This is a genomic window from Psychrobacter sp. NPDC078501, assembly GCF_044900935.1.
Taxonomy (GTDB): domain Bacteria; phylum Pseudomonadota; class Gammaproteobacteria; order Pseudomonadales; family Moraxellaceae; genus Psychrobacter.
The window spans coordinates 338,144-355,834 of record NZ_JBJDOS010000002.1 but is presented as its reverse complement, the minus strand read 5'-3'; the positions used below and the strand labels follow the sequence as shown (position 1 = coordinate 355,834).

Here is a 17,691-nt window from a genome sequence, read left to right as displayed (position 1 = left end):
TATATAATTAAAATATTTGGCATTATAGTTGCATCATCATTAACATCGACCATCTTAACTAAGGAAAGAAAGATGATTAATGGAATGATGATGCATTGTAATCTAAATATCACTTCTATCATGCAGCATGCTTTAGCACTCTATTCTGAGCAGAAAATCGTAACTCTAAAATCAGATGGTGTGACTACACATGAGTATACCTATGAAGATGCTTTTGATCGAGTTGCCCAGTTTGCTAATAGCTTAGACCGACTTCAAGTTAGTAAAGGTGCTAAGGTCGGAACGATTGCTTGGAATACTTACCAGCATTTTGAACTCCACTATGCCATTCCTTGTTCAGAACGCATTTATCATACTATCAATCCAAAATTACCCCATGAGCAATTAATACAAATTATCACATCTGCTCAAGATGAAGTTATTGTTGTTGAGCAAGACTGTCTGCACATTATCGAATCCCTCCATGAACATCTTAAACCTTTCGTGAAATATTTCATTGTACTAGGTGAGATAGACGAAACATTAGAGTCATCACTGGATTTTATATTCTATGAAGAGCTTATTGCTAAAGAGTCAATCACTTATGATTGGCCTGATATCGCTGAACAAAGTGCAAGTGGTCTTTGCTATACGTCAGGTACGACAGGTGCCCCAAAAGGTGTCCTGTATTCACATCGTAGTACGGTTTTGCATGCCTTAACATTAAGTATGGCCAACGTAGTAGGGTTAGACGAAAACAGCTGCATTATGCCAATTGTACCTTTATATCACATCAGTGCTTGGGGTATACCTTTCAATGCTGTGTTATGTGGTTCAAAAATTGTATGGCCCAACTCATTTGCCGGAAATATTGAAAAAATCTACAACTTGATACAAACCCAAGCAGTAGATGTTTCTATGGCAGTACCCACTATTTGGACAGCCCTTAAAAACTATCTTCAAGAAAATAATATTACTGAAATCACATTGAAACGAGCAATCTCTGGTGGTTCTTCAGCCTCTTACTCTTTAATTGAAAGTCTTAGCTATCATGGTATTGCCCTTGAAAATGCTTGGGGAATGACTGAAACAAGCTCTATGGGTGCTTGTAATAGAATAAATAATCTAAATGGTCTGTCTAAATCTCAAGTTCTAAAATGTGGGAGACCTATCTTTGGTATGCAAATGCGGTTGAAAGGCAAAAATAATGAGCTTCTTCCGCATAATGGTGTTTCTGAAGGATTATTAGAAATTAGAGGACATAGCGTTGCAGAAAGCTATAACAGCAATAGTAGTGACCAGCCGACTGATAAGACAACTGGTAACATGAAAGTTTGGTTCGACACAGGGGATATAGCAACAATCGATGTACGAGGCTATATGAATATTACTGATCGTGCAAAAGATATGATTAAGACTGGTGGAGAATGGGTCAGTAGTGTGGAGATTGAAAATGCCATGTTGGGTCATGAAAAAGTTGCTGAAGCTGCAGTAATTGCTGCTAATCACCCAAAATGGGGAGAGAGGCCACTATTGATCTTAGTCGCTAAACCTAAAGCCTATATCAAACATATAGAAATAGAAACATATTTAGCCAATAGACTACATAAGTGGTCGATTCCCTCAGCAACTATCTTAATAAGCGAAATGCCTTACACAGGTACAGGGAAAATTAGCAAAAAGTCTTTGAGGGAAAAGTACTACGACTATTTTATGGAAAACCAATAAAAGCGGCATAATCAAAAGGATTTTGATATGAATCAACAAAACTATAAAGATATTGTTCGAGATAGCAATTTTATTCATATGGTAAAGGTAAAAAAAAGATTTGCCGTAATACTAACTATTATCGTACTTATTATATATGCAGTGTTTATGGCTATAGCCACTTTCGCTCCGCATATTCTTGCGCAATCAGTAGGTAGTTCAAATATAACAATTGGCATTCCAGCTGCAGCTCTAGTAATCGTTGCTTGTTGGCTGATTACAGGTTGCTATGTCTATGTAACCAATCAGTATTTTGATAAAAAAGTAGAAGAAATCAAGAAGGAATATCACAATGACTAAGGGAATAGTTTTTTTACTACTTATTTTAGGAAGTAATGCGGCTTTTGCCGCAGATGGTACCCCAACGAACTTCACTGCAATTGCCATGTTTGCAGCAGTGGTTGGCTTATCATTGTTCATTACGTTTCGTGCAGCCAAACAAACCATTTCAAAAGAAGATTTCTATACTGCTGGAAATTCAATTTCAGCTAGGCAGAATGGTTTAGCAATTGCAGGTGATTATATGTCTGCTTCTACATTGCTAGGTGTTTCAAGCATGGTGTTCTTTAAAGGCTACGATGGATTCGTCTATGTTATTGGTTTCTTTGTTTGCTGGCCTGTTCTAACATTTCTTATGGCAGAGAAATTAAGGAACTTAGGTAAATATACATTTGCAGATATTGTTTCTTATCGTCTAGAACCAAAGAAAACACGTATCTTGTCTACTGTAGGCTCTTTAACAGTGGTGCTCTGTTATTTAATACTGCAAATGGTGGGCGCAGGACAATTAATTAAATTGTTGTTTGGATTAAGCTATAGTACAGCAGTCATACTCGTTGGTTGCTTAATGCTAGTATATGTTATTTTTGGGGGCATGTTAGCTACTACATGGATACAAATAATTAAAGCAATTCTATTGCTATGTGGCGGTACAGTTTTATTGTTTCTAGCATTTCGTCAATTCGATTTTAGTTTAAATAGTATGGCAGAGTCGGCTATTATCGCACATGATCTAGGTAAGCAGGTTTTAGAGCCAGGAATGATGCTATCCAATCCAATTAATACTTTATCAACCTCAATAGGTCTAATATTCGGTCTAGCAGGTTTGCCACATATCCTGATGCGCTTCTTCACTGTTCCAAAGGCAGCTGATGCAAGGAAATCTGTATTCTATGCCTCAGGATATATTGGTTACTTTTTTATTCTCGTATGTATTTTAGGCTTAGCAGCGATATCTATTGTTGGTACCAATTCAGACTACTTTGTTGATGGCGACATTGGTGGCGCCCTCATCGGGGGTACTAATATGGTTGCAATGCACTTGGCTAAAGCACTTGGAGGAGATTTGCTTCTAGGCTTCTTATCTGCAGTCGCATTCGCTACAATTTTAGCAGTTGTTGCTGGTCTCACACTGGCAGGTGCATCAGCCATTTCTCATGATCTGTTTCAAAAAGTGATCAAGAATGGTAACGCTTCAGAAAAGCAAGAAATGCTAGTATCTAGAATTTCGGTAGTTGTTTTAGGTATTGTAGCAATTCTATGTGGCATATTATTTGAGAATATGAATATTGCATTTCTAATGGGCCTGACTTTTGGTATAGCAGCTTCTGCAAACTTTCCCGTACTCATTTTATCTATGTACTGGAAAGACTTAACTACTAGAGGAGCAATGTGGGGAGGGTTTGTAGGAATTGTATCTGCGGTAGTTCTTGTGATTTTATCACCTACCGTATGGGTAACTGTTTTAGGTCATGAGAGCGTTTTCTTTCCATATGACAATCCAGCATTATTCTCAATGCCATTAGCTTTCTTAGTAAGTATAGTTGTATCACTAACAGATCATAGTGATCGCGCTAAAATTGATAGAGCTGGGTTTGAAGCTCAATTAGTAATGTCTGAGCTTGGTAACTAAAAACTTATTTGTAGGTAAGCTATACTTTAAATCAGCTTCTAACAATAAGGTCTGTTCTAGCTAATTTTATTTATAACAGACCTTTAATTTTTTATCTATATTGAGAAAAACCTTAGTCTAAGTTCTGTACCAATAATTTTTAAAATTTTTCGAACTTCTCTATATTCTCAAACATTCATAGTTCTATCATCAAGCATTAAAGTCACTACACCACAGAGGAATACTAAGCTGTCTAGCAGACAACAATGCTAAATATGTTCATAAAATCTAATCTCATAATTTATTGCTTTTAATGACTCAGAAACTCTGATAAAAGTATAAAAGTTAAGGCAAATATCATGCTCTTTACATTGTAAGAGCCATAAAGATCAATAGTGTTTACACAAGGAAAAAGATCATGCCAAATATTAACGTGAATGGAACTACCCTGTTTTATAGTGACGAAGGGCATAAAGACGCTCCGGTTTTGGTGCTAAGTCACTCGCTATTTTTTGATCATAAAATGTTCACGCATCAAATAGAACATCTATCTAAAACCATTCGAGTGGTGAGCTATGATGATCGGGATCAAGGGCAAAGTGCCCGATCAGAAGTGAAAAGCGTTGATATGGATACTCATACCAACGATGCGATAGCATTAATTGAGAAACTCGATCTAGGACCTTGCTTTTTTGCTGGTAACTCTATGGGCGGGTTTATTGCGCTACGTTTAGCCGCTCGCCGTCCCGATTTACTAAAGGGTTGCATTGTACTTGGGTCTAGCGGAGAGCTTGAATACAAACTGGCCGATTTTTCGCCTTTGGTTGAGGGCTTAGGTGCGCAAGGTACTGAGCCATTTATCGATACGCTCATGTATATCATGTTTGGCGATGACTATTTAGCAGATGCCTCTCGAGCAAGCGAGCGTGAGTACTGGCGTGATCATATGCTAAAACTAGGACCAGACATCGCGCGCAGTGCTAATGGCGTTATTCATCGCACTGGCATATTAGATGAGATTAAAGGGTGCAAAGTACCTACGCTAGTATTGGCAGGCGAACAGGATCATGCGTATGAAGTACCTCTGTCAAAAAATATTACTAAAACAGTAGCAAATGGCCAAATGTTTGTGATTCCAAAGGCTGGCCATTCGGTAGCACTTGAGCAACCGGAAATCGTTAATAGATATATTGCAGATTTCATTTCAGCACACTCATAACGCTATCAATCATGCTTAATCGGTAAGGCTTCTAGGTTTTGATTCAGTGTTTCTACAAGTACAGAACAATAATAAGAAGTGAGTACTATATGCCATTTCTTATTATTGTTTGATAGCTTCACTGAAATAGCTATTGAAACTTATTACTTATTAGATAACTCAGCTTGTCTCTTCAGTTTTTCAAAAAAATTTTACTTACGACGATGGTGTTTACTTAATTTAATAGAATTACAGGCCAAGTGCAAAGCGCTCACTACTAAATGGTTGCGCATCAATAAACAGTGGCTTGCCATTAATCATCTCTTCAATAAGACGCCCTGTCACTGGCCCAAGCGTTAAGCCTTGATGCGCATGACCAAAAGCAAACCACAAATTGGTGTGTTTTAATGCAGGCCCAATAACTGGCTTCATATCTGATATACAAGGTCTTGTGCCACACCATGCTTCAGACTCTACAGCTACGTCAAGTGGTAGAACCTTGCGTGCATACGTCAATACTGATTCTAACTGATCAAAGTTTTTTGGGTCATCTTTCATTGCCATTTCAGCTCCAGTCGTAATCCTAATGCCTTGATCCATTGCTCCTATTACAAAGCCTTTTTCTACATCAAATAAGCTGTGAGAAAATGCGTTTTTATCAGTCATTTGAAAGTGTTGATGATAACCACGCATAGGAAATAATGGAATCTTATAACCCAATGGCTCGATGAGATTAGCTGACCAAGGACCTGCAGCAATTACTAGGTTCTGACATGAATAGGTTTCGCCATCCGTCATAACCCGCCAACCCTCTTCCGTCTGTATAACGCTGTTTACCGTTGACTGCTTTATCTTCCCAGCCATTTTTTCAAAATTTTCAGCATATGCTTTGACAAGATTGCCAGGGCTTTTTATCTGCCAAGAATTTTTCCAATGGATACCACCGATGTAGTCTGTAAAGTTTATGTTTGGCTCTAACTCTTTTAGCTCTACTAATGATAAAACTTCATACTCTACGCCTTGATCAACCGCTTTTTTTGCTTTACCAATGGCTTTTTCAAAGCTACTGGGGAAACGATGCAGCTCAATCCAGCCTATTTTTCTAACTAGCTCATCAGCGCCTGATGCCTTAATCATAGGGTCATGCTCGTTTGTACAATGCTGAATGAGCGTAGACCATTCTTTATCTATCTCTTCAACCTTTTTCGGACTGGAATTTATCCAGTATTGTAATAAGGGGCGCTGAAGATTATAGATAGCAGACCAACGGTATCGAATATCGGTACTATTATTCGGCAATACTCTGAAAACTTCTCTAAAACTTCTAGGAAATGGTTTAATATTTACGGCTTCTCTTGTGATAATACCTGCATTACCATATGACGTTTCTTCTCCTGGTTGCTTTTTATCGAGCAAGAGAACTTGAGAGTTGCTTTTTTGAAGATGCCAGGCTATAGAGGTTCCCACTATGCCTGCACCAATAACGATCACGTCATAGCGCATATGAATGCCCTTAAGTATCAAGCCAATTTTGTTAATTTAAAGTGATTGCCTTTACATAGATTTTCATAAGAAAGCTAAATTATTGGTGGCTTATTTTTATAGCTCAATAGACTGGCCTAAACCTTCTTTTTTAGCTTTTTGGGCAATCTTTATGGCAACTGCTGCATCAAAGCTTGCGGCGCCCACTGATTTAAATAGCGTAATACCTTTACCCTCATTCGCATCAATACTGATTTTTTTATTGACCAGATCACTTAACGTACCTGTCAGTTGATCCCATGTCCAAGTGCTCTGAATGTCATTATGAGCTTGTATTAAATCACCTGCTTCATGTAAACCACCTTCTGCATCATCGATAATAATAGCAGTACTGGCTTCTATAACCGAGTTGCTGACTTCTTTCATCGTTGCTTGATAAGCACCAACTGCATTGATATGAGCATCCGGCTTTATTTGTGAAGCTTCAAAAAGTCCTGTCGTCGCTCTTGTTGCAAGATTAATAATATCAGCGTTTTTAATAGCCTCTTCGACACTTTCATAAACTTTAAAATCGACTTGCCATTGTGGATATTCTTGCTCAAATTTATTCTGAAATTCATGTGCCGTTTGAGGCGTCCTGTTCCAAATATTTACTTGTTTAATATTTGGACGCACAGTGAGTATCGCATTGAGTTGTTCATATGCCATTCCTCCAGTACCTATCACCGCTGCCTCACTACTAGCTGGACTCGCTAAATATTTAGTCGCAATTCCGGATAATGCTGCTGTTCGTACTTGGGTGATATATATGCCATCCAAAAATGTCAGCACCTCTCCTGTTTCATTGTCTGATACGGTAATGACTGCCATGGTTGTTGGCTTATCACGTTTAGGGTTGTCTGGACAGATATTTACCAGCTTTACCACTGCATACTCGTTATCACCATCAAAAACTACTGAGGGCATAGATAGATGTGAGCCAGATGTGTTTTTGTTACTTTCCTCAAAAGTAGGAATCACTAGGCGCTCAGGTGTCTTAATCCATGTTGGATGGTCGCCTTGTACTTTTAGTAAATCCTCAATAGCGTTGATTGCCATTGACATCGTCAGTTGTTTTTTCACCGTATTAATATCTAAAATTTGCATAATTATCCCCAAACTGCCCTGTGAATTTGTTATTACGGATTATAAAATGTTATAGAGCATAAAAATTAAACATTGTTAATACCTAAGTTTTTTTATTCAATATCAAAAATCTTACCACGGTTCATAATATTATTTGGGTCAAAGACTTTTTTGACTTCTCGTAAATAATCAATCTCAGTCTCACTGCGGCTATAGTGCAGATACGGCTTCTTTGTCATACCAACCCCATGCTCAGCAGACACTGAACCGCCATATTTCTGTACTGTCTCAAACACGTATTTATTGACGACCTGACACTCAGCAAAGAAATCGTCTTTGCTCATATTCTCAGGCTTTAGAATATTGAGATGCAAATTGCCATCACCGATATGACCGAACCAACAGACTTCAAAGTCTGGATAGTTACTGCTGACAATATGATCAATCTCTTCGATAAAGGTCGGTACATGGCTTATTAGTACTGATACATCATTCTTATAAGGGGTAAAGACTGAGATGGTCTCAGAGATATACTCGCGCAGCTTCCACAGCTCTGCCGCTTGTGTGAGGTTTTGACTCATTACCCCATCAACGACCCAACCTTGCTCCATACAGTGCTCAAATATGGCCATGGCTTTGTCCATGATTGGCTCATAGGGTGCTTCAAATTCTAACAGCGTATAAAACTTAGTACGAGATTCAAAAGGTTCTTGTACTTGACCATGTGCCATCAGCTTATCAATGGCTACATCGTCAAAGAACTCAAATGCCGTCAAATCAATCTGCGCTTGAAAAGCAGAGAGTACGTTCATAACGTCATTAAAGCTGTCCATGCCAAGTACCATGACGTTTAAGTCTTGTGGCTGACGCTCAAGCTTAATTTGTGCATGAGTGACAAGGCCAAGCGTGCCTTCACTACCGATGAACAATTGGCGCAAGTCGTAGCCGGTGGCGTTCTTTACCATGCCGCGATTCAGCTGCAAGATATCGCCTTTACCAGTGACAACAGTCAGCCCCATAATCCATTGACGGGTCATGCCATAATGAATGACTTTGATACCGCCAGCATTGGTACCGATGTTGCCACCGATTTGACTAGAGCCTGCTGAGGCAAAGTCGACAGGGTAGTATAAGTCTTTAGACTCTGCGAATTCTTGCAACTGCTGAGTAACCACACCTGCTTCGACTTCAACTATTCGATCGGCAGGATAGAACTGTACGATCTGGTTCATTTTATCCATGCTAACCACGATTTCGCCATTAGCAGCCACGGCACCAGCAGATAGACCAGTACGACCACCGCTTGGGGTGAGGACGACGTTGTGCTCATTGGCCAGCAGGACGATAGTCTGTACTTGTTCAGTGGTCTTTGGAAAAACGATGGCAGCAGCAGCAGGGGCAAAGTGCTTGGTCCAGTCTTTACCCCAATGCTCTAAACTCTCAGCATCGGTTTTGATTTGGCTAGCGTCGTATTTATAATCATGTAATAGCGACTGTATTAGGGTATTGATAACGACTTGAGATGATTCTAAAAGTTCATGCACCAGATGTATTCCCTACTATGATGAAAGATAAAACAGACCACCTAATTACCACGTACCATACCAATGGTGTTTATATTGATAATTATCAGTGAGACCTTTAATGAAATATCTATTATTGCTACCTGATATTTACGTTAGCGAATAATTTTTAAGCATTGCCCTGCATGATATAAAGTAAGGCCTACCTCGGTAAATACAGACTTCATGCTCGATAAAGCGACTTTGGATTCCTGTAGCGTTTTAAAAGGCAGTGGGATACTGCTTCTATCTCCCGTTAGAATATAATCAGCAAAGCATTTGCCCATTAGTGTACCAGTAGTGATACCACGGCCATTATAAGCTGTGGCTGTTAGAATGCCTTCATCAGGCTCTAATACCCGAAAAATATGGTCTTGCGTAAAGCCAAAATTTCCATACCATTCATATTGCCAATTAAACTTAGGTAAATCGGGGTAATAGCTTTTTTGCACACAATCTGCCCATGACTGATAAAAAGATTTGGGCTTACAAGCTCTACCACCTACTGTACCGAGTAGCAGACGGCCATCATGATCGCGGCGAAAACTAGACAAGGCCAAGCGGGTATCCCAAGCCCCATTTTTATGAGGCAAGATACGATCGGCCAACTCACCCGTCAGAGGTTCAGAAGCAATTTGATAGTAGGAAACAAAGTAAAAAGTCTTGGATACTTCGGTCCATTCACCTTCAGTGTAAGCATTGGTTGCGATAATGACGCGCTCTGCTTTTACGCTAGCTTTAGGCGTTCTTACATACCACTCTCCATCAGATTTTTCTAAAGTATTAACCGTAGAGTGCTCATAAATCGTCACTCCTAATTCAGTTGCTACTTTTGCAAGACCGTTTACATAAGCTAATGGGTTCAACGTGCCTGTGCGGTGATCTAATAGCGCCTTATTAATGCTGGTAGTACCGCAATATTCATGGCAACGGCTACCCGTTAGCACTTCTACATTCACACCGCGGCGCTGCAATTGCTCATATCTAATATCAACATCAGCTTCACCTTTAGCATTATGAGCCATATGAATATTGCCATTTTGGGTGGCTTGGGCATCAATTCCGTAGCGTGAAATCAAGTCAAATACGAGACTGGGCGCATGTCCTAATGCTTCTGTCAAACGCTCACCTTCAACTTCGCCCAAAGCTATATTTAAATTATCAGGACGTGCCCAAGTGCCTGCATTGACCAGACCAACACTTTTCCCAGAGCCACCACTACCAATACTCTGGCTCTCTAACAGGGTGACTTTGACCCCTTTTTCTGCTAAATGGATAGCAGCTGATAATCCTGTATAACCGCCACCAATGATGCAAACACTGGTCTGGGTATCGCTACGAAGCTCATCATAGGGATGAATTTTGGGCGCAGTTACGCTCCACAAACATTGCTCTTGCAACATTTCGTACTCCGGTGAAGTTATAATTTATTGAGAGAAGGTACTGTGGTATCTGTAGCCGCAACAGGTTCGTCACGCGGTATGAATTTATCCAACACAGCCCATAGCAAACCAAATAAAGGAGACAACCAACAGGCAAAGGCAAAAGGTGCATAGGTTAATGTTGCTATACCTAGCGTGGCGGCGACAAAACTACCACCCATGTTCCAAGGAATTAGCGGTGATAATAGCGTACCCGCATCTTCAATAGATCGTGTCAGTGTGGTTCGTTTATAACCCATTTCCTTATACTTATCTTTGAGCAGACGTCCTGGGAGTACCAACGTGGTATAGACATCACCAATAATCGTTCCTACTCCAAGAACACTGGCATAGGTTGTGAGAATCAAGCCTAAACGCGATTTCACTATTTTATCTACTTTTACCATAATGGCTTTGAGCGTACCGTAATGCTCAAGCGAACCCACAAACGCTAGTGCAAAAATAGTTAGAGTGACAACCCATGTCATCGACATTAGGCCACCTTTTGATAATAATTTATCAACAACCTCAAAACCCGTCTCACTCTTAAAGCCGTTTTGCAAAACATTGAAAATTTCGCTAACACCAATACCTTGCATGAAAAAAGCTACTAATGAGGCGACCACTACACCACTTAACACCGTAGGTATAGCGGGTATTTTCATAATGGCAGCACCAACTACTACTACAGCAGGTAATAGAGTAATAATACTTAAGCTATAATTATCCGCTAGTGTGCTTTGCAATGCTTGAATAGAAGACAGATCGACACTATCATCACCGTAACTAATGCCAATCCAAGCATAAAGAGCTAATGCTGTGAGCATCGCAGGAATTGTCGTCGGTAACATACCTTTGATATGGTCCCAAAGATCCACACCAGCGGCGGCAGGGGTTAAATTGGTTGTATCAGACAATGGCGACATTTTGTCACCAAAAAATGCGCCAGAAACAATAGCTCCGCCTGTAAAATGTGCCGGAATACCAAGGCCCATACCAATACCCATCATGGCAAGCCCTACTGTGCCCACAGTACCCCAAGATGTACCGGTAGCAACCGAGATAATGGCACAAATAAGACAGACAGAGACCAAAAATGAAGACGGCGAAAAAATGCTAAATCCATAATAAAGAATGGTCGGCACTGTCCCTGCTATAATCCAAGACCCAATCAGCATGCCCACGCCCATTAGAATAATCATTGCGGGTAAGCCTATTTTTACCACTTTTAAAAATCGCTCTTCCATGCCAGCCCAGTCTCGGCCACGCAGCTTCATAAACAAGCCCGTGATTAGAATACCGCAAGCCAATGGAATGTGGGGAGTAAAGTCTTTAAACACAAAAAACTGTACCATTAAAATCATGGCGGTCAAGACAAGTGGGGCGATATCGAGTAAGAAGCTAGAAGAGGCACCATAGCCATCTTTAGCAGGATCGTGCTGTGTGTCATCAATCATGATAGTTCTACCTTCCTTAGTAATAACTACTGTTAGTACTGACTATTGATAACAGTACTTATAGCTATCAATAGTCAGAATCATCAATGCTTAGCTTCTATATCGCTTAGCCAAAATTAATACCTTGAGCAAGTGGCAACTCTGTTGAATAATTAACGGTATTAGTCTGACGACGCATATAGTTCTTCCAAGCATCTGAGCCTGACTCGCGGCCACCGCCTGTTTCCTTTTCACCACCGAATGCTCCACCAATTTCAGCACCACTAGTACCAATATTGACGTTGGCAATACCACAATCACTGCCACGATCACTCAAAAATATTTCAGCTTCACGTAAATCGTTGGTGAAAACACATGACGATAATCCTTGTGGAACATCGTTTTGCATCTCTAGTGCATCATCAAAGTTTTTGTAAGTCATGACATATAGGATAGGTGCAAAGGTTTCAGTTCGTACGACATCGTTTTGTTCATCAAATTCGACAATAGCAGGCGTTACATAGTAAGCATTGGGGTATTTATCTGACAATACACGCTCGCCGCCTGTGACTTTACCACCAGCATTTCTTGCTTTTTCTAATGCTTCTTGCATATTTTCAAAACTGTCTTGGTCAATCAGTGGACCTACTAGATTTCCTTCTAATGGGTGCCCGATACTGACTGTCGAGTATGCGGCCTTAACCCGTGGCAAAATATCACCCTTGACGGTTTCATGAACAAACAAACGGCGTAATGTAGTACAGCGCTGACCAGCTGTACCCACTGCCGAAAATAGAATGCCGCGGAGTGCTAAATCTAAATCAGCAGTTGGGGCCAAGATCATTGCATTATTACCACCAAGCTCTAGCAAGCATTTACCAAAGCGCTCAGCAACTTTAGGTCCAACCGTTTTACCCATGCGTGTACTGCCTGTCGCGCTGACCAATGCAATGTCTTTACTTTCGACTAAAGCATTACCAACATCTGTCTTACCTAACAAGACTTGCGACAAATGAGATGGCGCATCACCAAACTTCGCTAATGCTTTTTCAAACATCGCCTGACAAGCCAATGCGACAAGCGGTGCTTTTTCTGATGGCTTCCAAATAACTGGGTTACCACAGACAATAGCAAGTGCTGTATTCCAAGCCCAAACTGCCACTGGAAAGTTAAAGGCCGAGATAACACCAATGACGCCAAGTGGATGCCAAGTTTCACGCATATGATGACCCGGACGCTCTGATGCGATGGTCAAACCATATAATTGACGTGACACCCCTACTGCAAAGTCACAGATGTCGATCATCTCTTGTACTTCGCCAAGACCTTCTTCTTTAATCTTGCCAGCTTCTAGCGATACTAAGAAACCCAAATCTTCTTTATGCTCACGCAATACTTCACCTAACAGACGAATCAGCTCACCACGCTTTGGCGCAGGAACCGTGCGCCATGCTTGAAAAGCAGTTTTGGCGTTTTGAATTTTGGTATTAACTTCGGCAATGCTGTCTAATGTAATTTTGCCAATAACAGTGCCATCAATCGGGGTATTTATTTCAAAGTCACCATTTTGATAGTGCTCTTCTTGTACGCCCATTGCAGACATATATTGCTTAATCATAATCAATCCTTTGTATAATGGTTTATTAGTTTCTCAACACACTTATTAAATTACCTCGCAACCTAATAACTTGCAAAATAATAAAATTCTTGCAGTCATTCCATTTAGGAATGGCCCTTAAATGTACGCGTTAATATTACTGTCAACTTCAAACAGCAAGACATTGATTCAGACTTTGAGCCTGTATTTCTTCATATAATTTGAGCTCGTCGTAGACTTTAGACCCTAACGCTTTTTCAAACTCCTGCTGGTTTGAAGCGTTATCGTAGCTATTGTTTTTACTCTGATTGAGGTTAGATTGAAAAATTCCTGCTGCACTCACAGGTAAAAAATCCTCATAAACAATTGGCTCAATACGAATGACTCCATCATCAATGAGTTTGCTGATCTCAGCACGAGATACTGCATTCAAATCAACCTTGTCAAATGCTGCTGCTAACAATGCTCGATCTTTACAAGAGTCATGGATGTTATCCGTCAGCTGATAATAAAAGTATGCTAGATCGGCATCATGTAGGGTTTGATAGTTGTCAGGGAATTTGCTAAATGTCTCGTCTAGAATCTGATAGTACTGAGACGCATTGTCTTCATTAGGTGTTACCCCTAACTGGTTACGAGCTTCGCTAAGCAACTGGTCATATAACACTCTACCCTTTGGCGTTAACGCTACTCCACGTTGCTCAATTTCACCGAAGCGTGCTGTATGAGACCCTTGCTCATAGCCATCACAGCACTCATCTGAGTCACCTATATAGGCAGTTCTAAAGCTCACAGCCTCTTCTAACGCTTTGAAACTTGTTTGTCTTAGCAAGATTGGGCACGCTCTTCGAGGTGGTCCTTCGATAATGGCTTTTGATGGTATACCTCCTGCCTGCATTTTCTGTTGAGCCGCATCAATATCCAATGTTCTGGGTGTTAAATGATTGATATGAGGGCCCTTAAAACCCACCACATCAGCAATCAGAGGATGCTGATGTAATAACCGCTGGTATAGCTCTTTTGTCACAGGAGTTTCGTCATGCCACCGAAAAGTCTGCAACGCTTCTTTTACGAAACACTGAGCATCCTCAGGTATTAATCCATCTTGCATCTCAAAACGTTCAATAAGGCCAATCACTTCATCGGTGAAAATACGACGCTTTTGCAGTGTCGCAGTTGCCTCTCTTTCAAGAGCCTCATCACCAATGAGATCTAGACGCAATAATGAGGTAAATACCCGAAACGGGCTTTTATGCGACGAATGAGGATCTAGTGTTCGAAATGCCGTCGAATGCACTGGCACTCCAGCAGGAGCTAAGTCATAGTAGCCCACAGGATACATACCCATAACAGCAAAAAGACGGCGCATCATACTCAATTCTGATGCTGTACCCAACCGAATCGCGCCATGCCGCTCCATATTCAATCGCTCAATTTCTCCAGTATGTAATAATTGAGATTTGATCTCAGGTTGCGTGGCCAAGACCTCAGCATTTACTTTACTGACCAAATCAATTAGATCCCCATATAACGGAACTTCTGCTTGATACATCGCTGACATGGCCATAGAAAACTCATGGCGAATGTCATCACTGCTCATAAAGCTGTTATTACTCATAGATATTTATCCTTTTTTACATCTGCGGCGGGCTTGAATCCCATTAATAATTAATCTGTATATTTAAGACCACTCGACTGGATTTTGATTAGGAATCGTACTTAATACGTCTCTTAAAATATCAAGGCCATCTTGTAGCGTTTCAGGCTCAATGGTCAGCGGTGGTAACAATCGAATGATATGACGGTATTTACCACTTGGCATGAGCAGTAAGCCTCGCTTTCGCGCTTGGGTTAGTACGTGAGTCATCACACTAGGATGCGAGCCATACGTAGCATGACGCAGCTCAATACCACGCATCGCTCCAATACCCGTGAGACCATATAGCCAAGGGGAAACGCCTTCCGCCTGCCATTGCGCGATACTTGTTTCAATCTCTTGCGCATAGTGCTTAGCAGATGCCCATATCTCATCCTCTTGCATGATGTCTATCGTGGCATTTGCCGCTGCACATGCCACTGGATTACCAGAGTATGTACCGCCCAAACTGCCTTTAGGCAGGCCATTTATGACACTGGCCTTGCCTACAACCGCACCTAAGGGCAAGCCGCCTGCAATACTTTTGCCAAGCAGTATCATATCTGGCTCAATGCCTAAATGTGAAAAGGCGAATGGTGAGCCAGTACGTCCATAGCCTGATTGAATCTCATCCATAATCAACAAGATACTTTGCTCATTACAAAAGGCGCGCAGGTACTGAGCAAAAGAGGGCGACATTAACTGAAACCCACCCTCCCCTTGTATAGGCTCTGCGATAATCGCACCAATATTACTGATGTCAGTTTCTACTTCAAACAAACGATTTAATGCATCGATTGCCTGTTGGTCGCTCACCTCATTATCTGGACTAGGGAAAGGAATGTGATAGACACTACCGGCTAACGGTCCCAACCCTCGCTTGTAGGGAGCAACTTTACCATTCAAGTTGACAGCAGCGAGCGTCCGTCCATGGAACCCACCATCAAACGCAATGACACCGACGCGCTGGGTTTTGAGACGGGCAATTTTTATGGCGTTTTCTGTGGCTTCCGCACCAGAATTGGTGAGCATGCCCGATAGCTCACCACTGATAGGAGTGAGCTCGCACAATCGTGGCATGAAGGTTTGATAGGGAGTGTGAGCAGCTGCATTGTAAGCATAGTGAATGAGCGATTGGCTTTGATTGATAATGGCTGTCACGATGTGAGGGTGGCAATGTCCGAAGTTTAAGACCCCAATACCACCCACAAAATCAATATAGCATTGGTCGTTATTGTCCCAAACTTTTGCATTTTTACCTTTAGTTAAGGTGATGGGATGCACCATCGTAAAAGCATCAGTGACATTGTATAACTTATCCATTAAGAGTCTCTTATCTTCCTTAAGTGTGACCCTCATTTCAGCAAAACCTGATACGTTCAGCAAACGAATAATAGTTATGCTCTCATTCCTTTTTGTCAGTACGATTGTTGTTTGAATCAAAAAATCTAGGCATAAACCTAGATTTTTTTGTGTGAGAATTAAGCAGCATTTATTTAACTGAAAAAGCCAGCCTTTATTGAATCAGACGAGAATATCAAGCCATAGACTCTGTAATCCATTCTGAAATAGCCTTCACTTTATGTGAATTGCCTAATGATAAAGGATAAGACATATAATACGCTCCTCTACCCTTTGATTCATAATCCCACACCGTTACTAATGTTCCTAGTTTCAGCTCCGGTTCTACCAAACGTAACGGTACGAGGGCAATACCATATCCAAGTAAAGCGGAAGCAATACAGGCATGAAAAGTATCAAACCTTGGCCCTCTAAATGTTCCATCAACACTGATACTTTGCTGTTTAAAATACTCATACCATGCACTAGGGCGAGAGCTTAATTGCAATAATGTAAATGCATCTAAATTATCGAGACACAAGGTCTTACCCTGTAGGTATTCGGGCTGACAAACTGCAACACAATATTCATCAAACAATTTGATAGTTTCCATTCCTCCCCAAACACCATCGCCATACAAAAAAGCGATATCGATATTTTGATCTTCAGGAAAAAATGGACAAACTTCTTCCTTAATATCTAATGTAATTAACGGGTATTCCTTGCTAAATCCCTTCAATGTAGGAATCAACCAACGCGAGCAAAAAGTTGGATGTGCTACTATTTTAAGTACCTCTGTATTACTACTATGTGACATCAAGTTCGTAGTCGCAAATTCAATATGCTTAAGAATACCTAGAACTTCGATGTAATAAGCTTTTCCAGCAGGTGTTAAAGATATTCGTTGAGGTGTACGGTAAAACAGAGAAAGATTTAACATCTCTTCTAGCTGAGAAACCTGCTTACTAACGGCACTTTGAGTCATATGCATTTCTTGCGCAGCATTAGTGAAACTTAAATGTCGAGCTGCCGTCTCAAAGCACTGTAAAGCAGTCGTTGAAGGATACTTCCTAAAAGCTAGTGGAGTTTTGATTTCAGTTTTCATAATTTATTTATTCTTGTGTACCATATGATTTAGAGTGTAAAAACATATTCTGTTTTACTCGGGTTGACCTATGCGGTCAATCTTCTAGTCATTAGCTTGGGAAATTTTACTGACGCAGCCTAGCGATAATAATCAAACCATACTTGTCTTG

13 protein-coding genes are annotated in these 17,691 nt (G+C 40.7%); 4 read left to right on the top strand and 9 right to left on the bottom strand.

Features of this window, described 5'->3' with window-relative positions:
- The first annotated feature begins 72 nt into the window (after window positions 1-72).
- The 4 genes from ACI2IW_RS04475 (at window position 73) to ACI2IW_RS04460 (ending at window position 4,856) form a co-directional block, all read left to right on the top strand.
- Window positions 73-1,707, top strand: a complete 1,635-nt coding sequence (locus ACI2IW_RS04475) for an AMP-binding protein (protein ID WP_404692790.1) — start codon at window positions 73-75, stop codon at window positions 1,705-1,707.
- A gap of 27 nt (window positions 1,708-1,734) precedes the next feature.
- Entirely contained in the window at window positions 1,735-2,046 is a 312-nt protein-coding gene (locus ACI2IW_RS04470; RefSeq protein ID WP_404692789.1) for a DUF485 domain-containing protein, read from the top strand.
- Complete coding sequence (actP, locus tag ACI2IW_RS04465) at window positions 2,039-3,658, top strand: cation/acetate symporter ActP (RefSeq protein WP_404692788.1); 1,620 nt, start codon at window positions 2,039-2,041, stop codon at window positions 3,656-3,658. The genes ACI2IW_RS04470 and actP overlap by 8 nt, the downstream gene beginning before the upstream one ends.
- A gap of 397 nt (window positions 3,659-4,055) precedes the next feature.
- Complete coding sequence (locus ACI2IW_RS04460) at window positions 4,056-4,856, top strand: alpha/beta fold hydrolase (protein ID WP_404692787.1); 801 nt, start codon at window positions 4,056-4,058, stop codon at window positions 4,854-4,856.
- A 228-nt stretch (window positions 4,857-5,084) separates the two neighbouring features.
- On the opposite strand, the gene ACI2IW_RS04455 is transcribed toward ACI2IW_RS04460, so the two are convergent.
- From ACI2IW_RS04455 to ACI2IW_RS04415, 9 genes are all read right to left on the bottom strand, one after another.
- The gene (locus tag ACI2IW_RS04455; RefSeq protein WP_404692786.1) at window positions 5,085-6,338 is read right to left on the bottom strand and encodes an NAD(P)/FAD-dependent oxidoreductase; all 1,254 of its coding nucleotides are present in this window, start codon (window positions 6,336-6,338) and stop codon (window positions 5,085-5,087) included.
- A 96-nt stretch (window positions 6,339-6,434) separates the two neighbouring features.
- Complete coding sequence (locus ACI2IW_RS04450; RefSeq protein WP_404692785.1) at window positions 6,435-7,463, bottom strand: ornithine cyclodeaminase family protein; 1,029 nt, start codon at window positions 7,461-7,463, stop codon at window positions 6,435-6,437.
- A 92-nt stretch (window positions 7,464-7,555) separates the two neighbouring features.
- On the bottom strand, window positions 7,556-8,953 hold the full coding sequence (locus ACI2IW_RS04445) for an FAD-binding oxidoreductase (RefSeq protein WP_404692988.1): 1,398 nt from the start codon (window positions 8,951-8,953) through the stop codon (window positions 7,556-7,558).
- Between the two features lie 167 nt (window positions 8,954-9,120).
- The gene (locus ACI2IW_RS04440) at window positions 9,121-10,407 is read right to left on the bottom strand and encodes an NAD(P)/FAD-dependent oxidoreductase (RefSeq protein ID WP_404692784.1); all 1,287 of its coding nucleotides are present in this window, start codon (window positions 10,405-10,407) and stop codon (window positions 9,121-9,123) included.
- Between the two features lie 17 nt (window positions 10,408-10,424).
- On the bottom strand, window positions 10,425-11,882 hold the full coding sequence (nhaC, locus tag ACI2IW_RS04435) for a Na+/H+ antiporter NhaC (protein WP_404692783.1): 1,458 nt from the start codon (window positions 11,880-11,882) through the stop codon (window positions 10,425-10,427).
- 106 nt (window positions 11,883-11,988) lie between these two features.
- The gene (locus ACI2IW_RS04430) at window positions 11,989-13,479 is read right to left on the bottom strand and encodes an aldehyde dehydrogenase family protein (protein WP_404692782.1); all 1,491 of its coding nucleotides are present in this window, start codon (window positions 13,477-13,479) and stop codon (window positions 11,989-11,991) included.
- A gap of 148 nt (window positions 13,480-13,627) precedes the next feature.
- Window positions 13,628-15,076: a VOC family protein gene (locus ACI2IW_RS04425; RefSeq protein ID WP_404692781.1), complete on the bottom strand. Its 1,449-nt coding sequence runs from the start codon at window positions 15,074-15,076 to the stop codon at window positions 13,628-13,630.
- A 63-nt stretch (window positions 15,077-15,139) separates the two neighbouring features.
- On the bottom strand, window positions 15,140-16,417 hold the full coding sequence (locus ACI2IW_RS04420) for an aspartate aminotransferase family protein (RefSeq protein ID WP_404692780.1): 1,278 nt from the start codon (window positions 16,415-16,417) through the stop codon (window positions 15,140-15,142).
- Window positions 16,418-16,631: 214 nt separating this feature from the next.
- Window positions 16,632-17,540: a LysR substrate-binding domain-containing protein gene (locus tag ACI2IW_RS04415; protein WP_404692779.1), complete on the bottom strand. Its 909-nt coding sequence runs from the start codon at window positions 17,538-17,540 to the stop codon at window positions 16,632-16,634.
- Window positions 17,541-17,691: the final 151 nt, after the last annotated feature.

What these genes read in the sequence shown, in the direction of transcription:
- ACI2IW_RS04475 (WP_404692790.1), top strand. Translation starts at nt 73, where the DNA reads ATGATTAATGGAATGATGATGCATTGTAATCTAAATATCACTTCTATC.
- ACI2IW_RS04470 (WP_404692789.1), top strand. Translation starts at nt 1,735, where the DNA reads ATGAATCAACAAAACTATAAAGATATTGTTCGAGATAGCAATTTTATT.
- actP (WP_404692788.1), top strand. Translation starts at nt 2,039, where the DNA reads ATGACTAAGGGAATAGTTTTTTTACTACTTATTTTAGGAAGTAATGCG.
- ACI2IW_RS04460 (WP_404692787.1), top strand. Translation starts at nt 4,056, where the DNA reads ATGCCAAATATTAACGTGAATGGAACTACCCTGTTTTATAGTGACGAA.
- ACI2IW_RS04455 (WP_404692786.1), bottom strand. Translation starts at nt 6,338, where the DNA reads ATGCGCTATGACGTGATCGTTATTGGTGCAGGCATAGTGGGAACCTCT.
- ACI2IW_RS04450 (WP_404692785.1), bottom strand. Translation starts at nt 7,463, where the DNA reads ATGCAAATTTTAGATATTAATACGGTGAAAAAACAACTGACGATGTCA.
- ACI2IW_RS04440 (WP_404692784.1), bottom strand. Translation starts at nt 10,407, where the DNA reads ATGTTGCAAGAGCAATGTTTGTGGAGCGTAACTGCGCCCAAAATTCAT.
- nhaC (WP_404692783.1), bottom strand. Translation starts at nt 11,882, where the DNA reads ATGATTGATGACACACAGCACGATCCTGCTAAAGATGGCTATGGTGCC.
- ACI2IW_RS04430 (WP_404692782.1), bottom strand. Translation starts at nt 13,479, where the DNA reads ATGATTAAGCAATATATGTCTGCAATGGGCGTACAAGAAGAGCACTAT.
- ACI2IW_RS04425 (WP_404692781.1), bottom strand. Translation starts at nt 15,076, where the DNA reads ATGAGTAATAACAGCTTTATGAGCAGTGATGACATTCGCCATGAGTTT.
- ACI2IW_RS04420 (WP_404692780.1), bottom strand. Translation starts at nt 16,417, where the DNA reads ATGGATAAGTTATACAATGTCACTGATGCTTTTACGATGGTGCATCCC.
- ACI2IW_RS04415 (WP_404692779.1), bottom strand. Translation starts at nt 17,540, where the DNA reads ATGAAAACTGAAATCAAAACTCCACTAGCTTTTAGGAAGTATCCTTCA.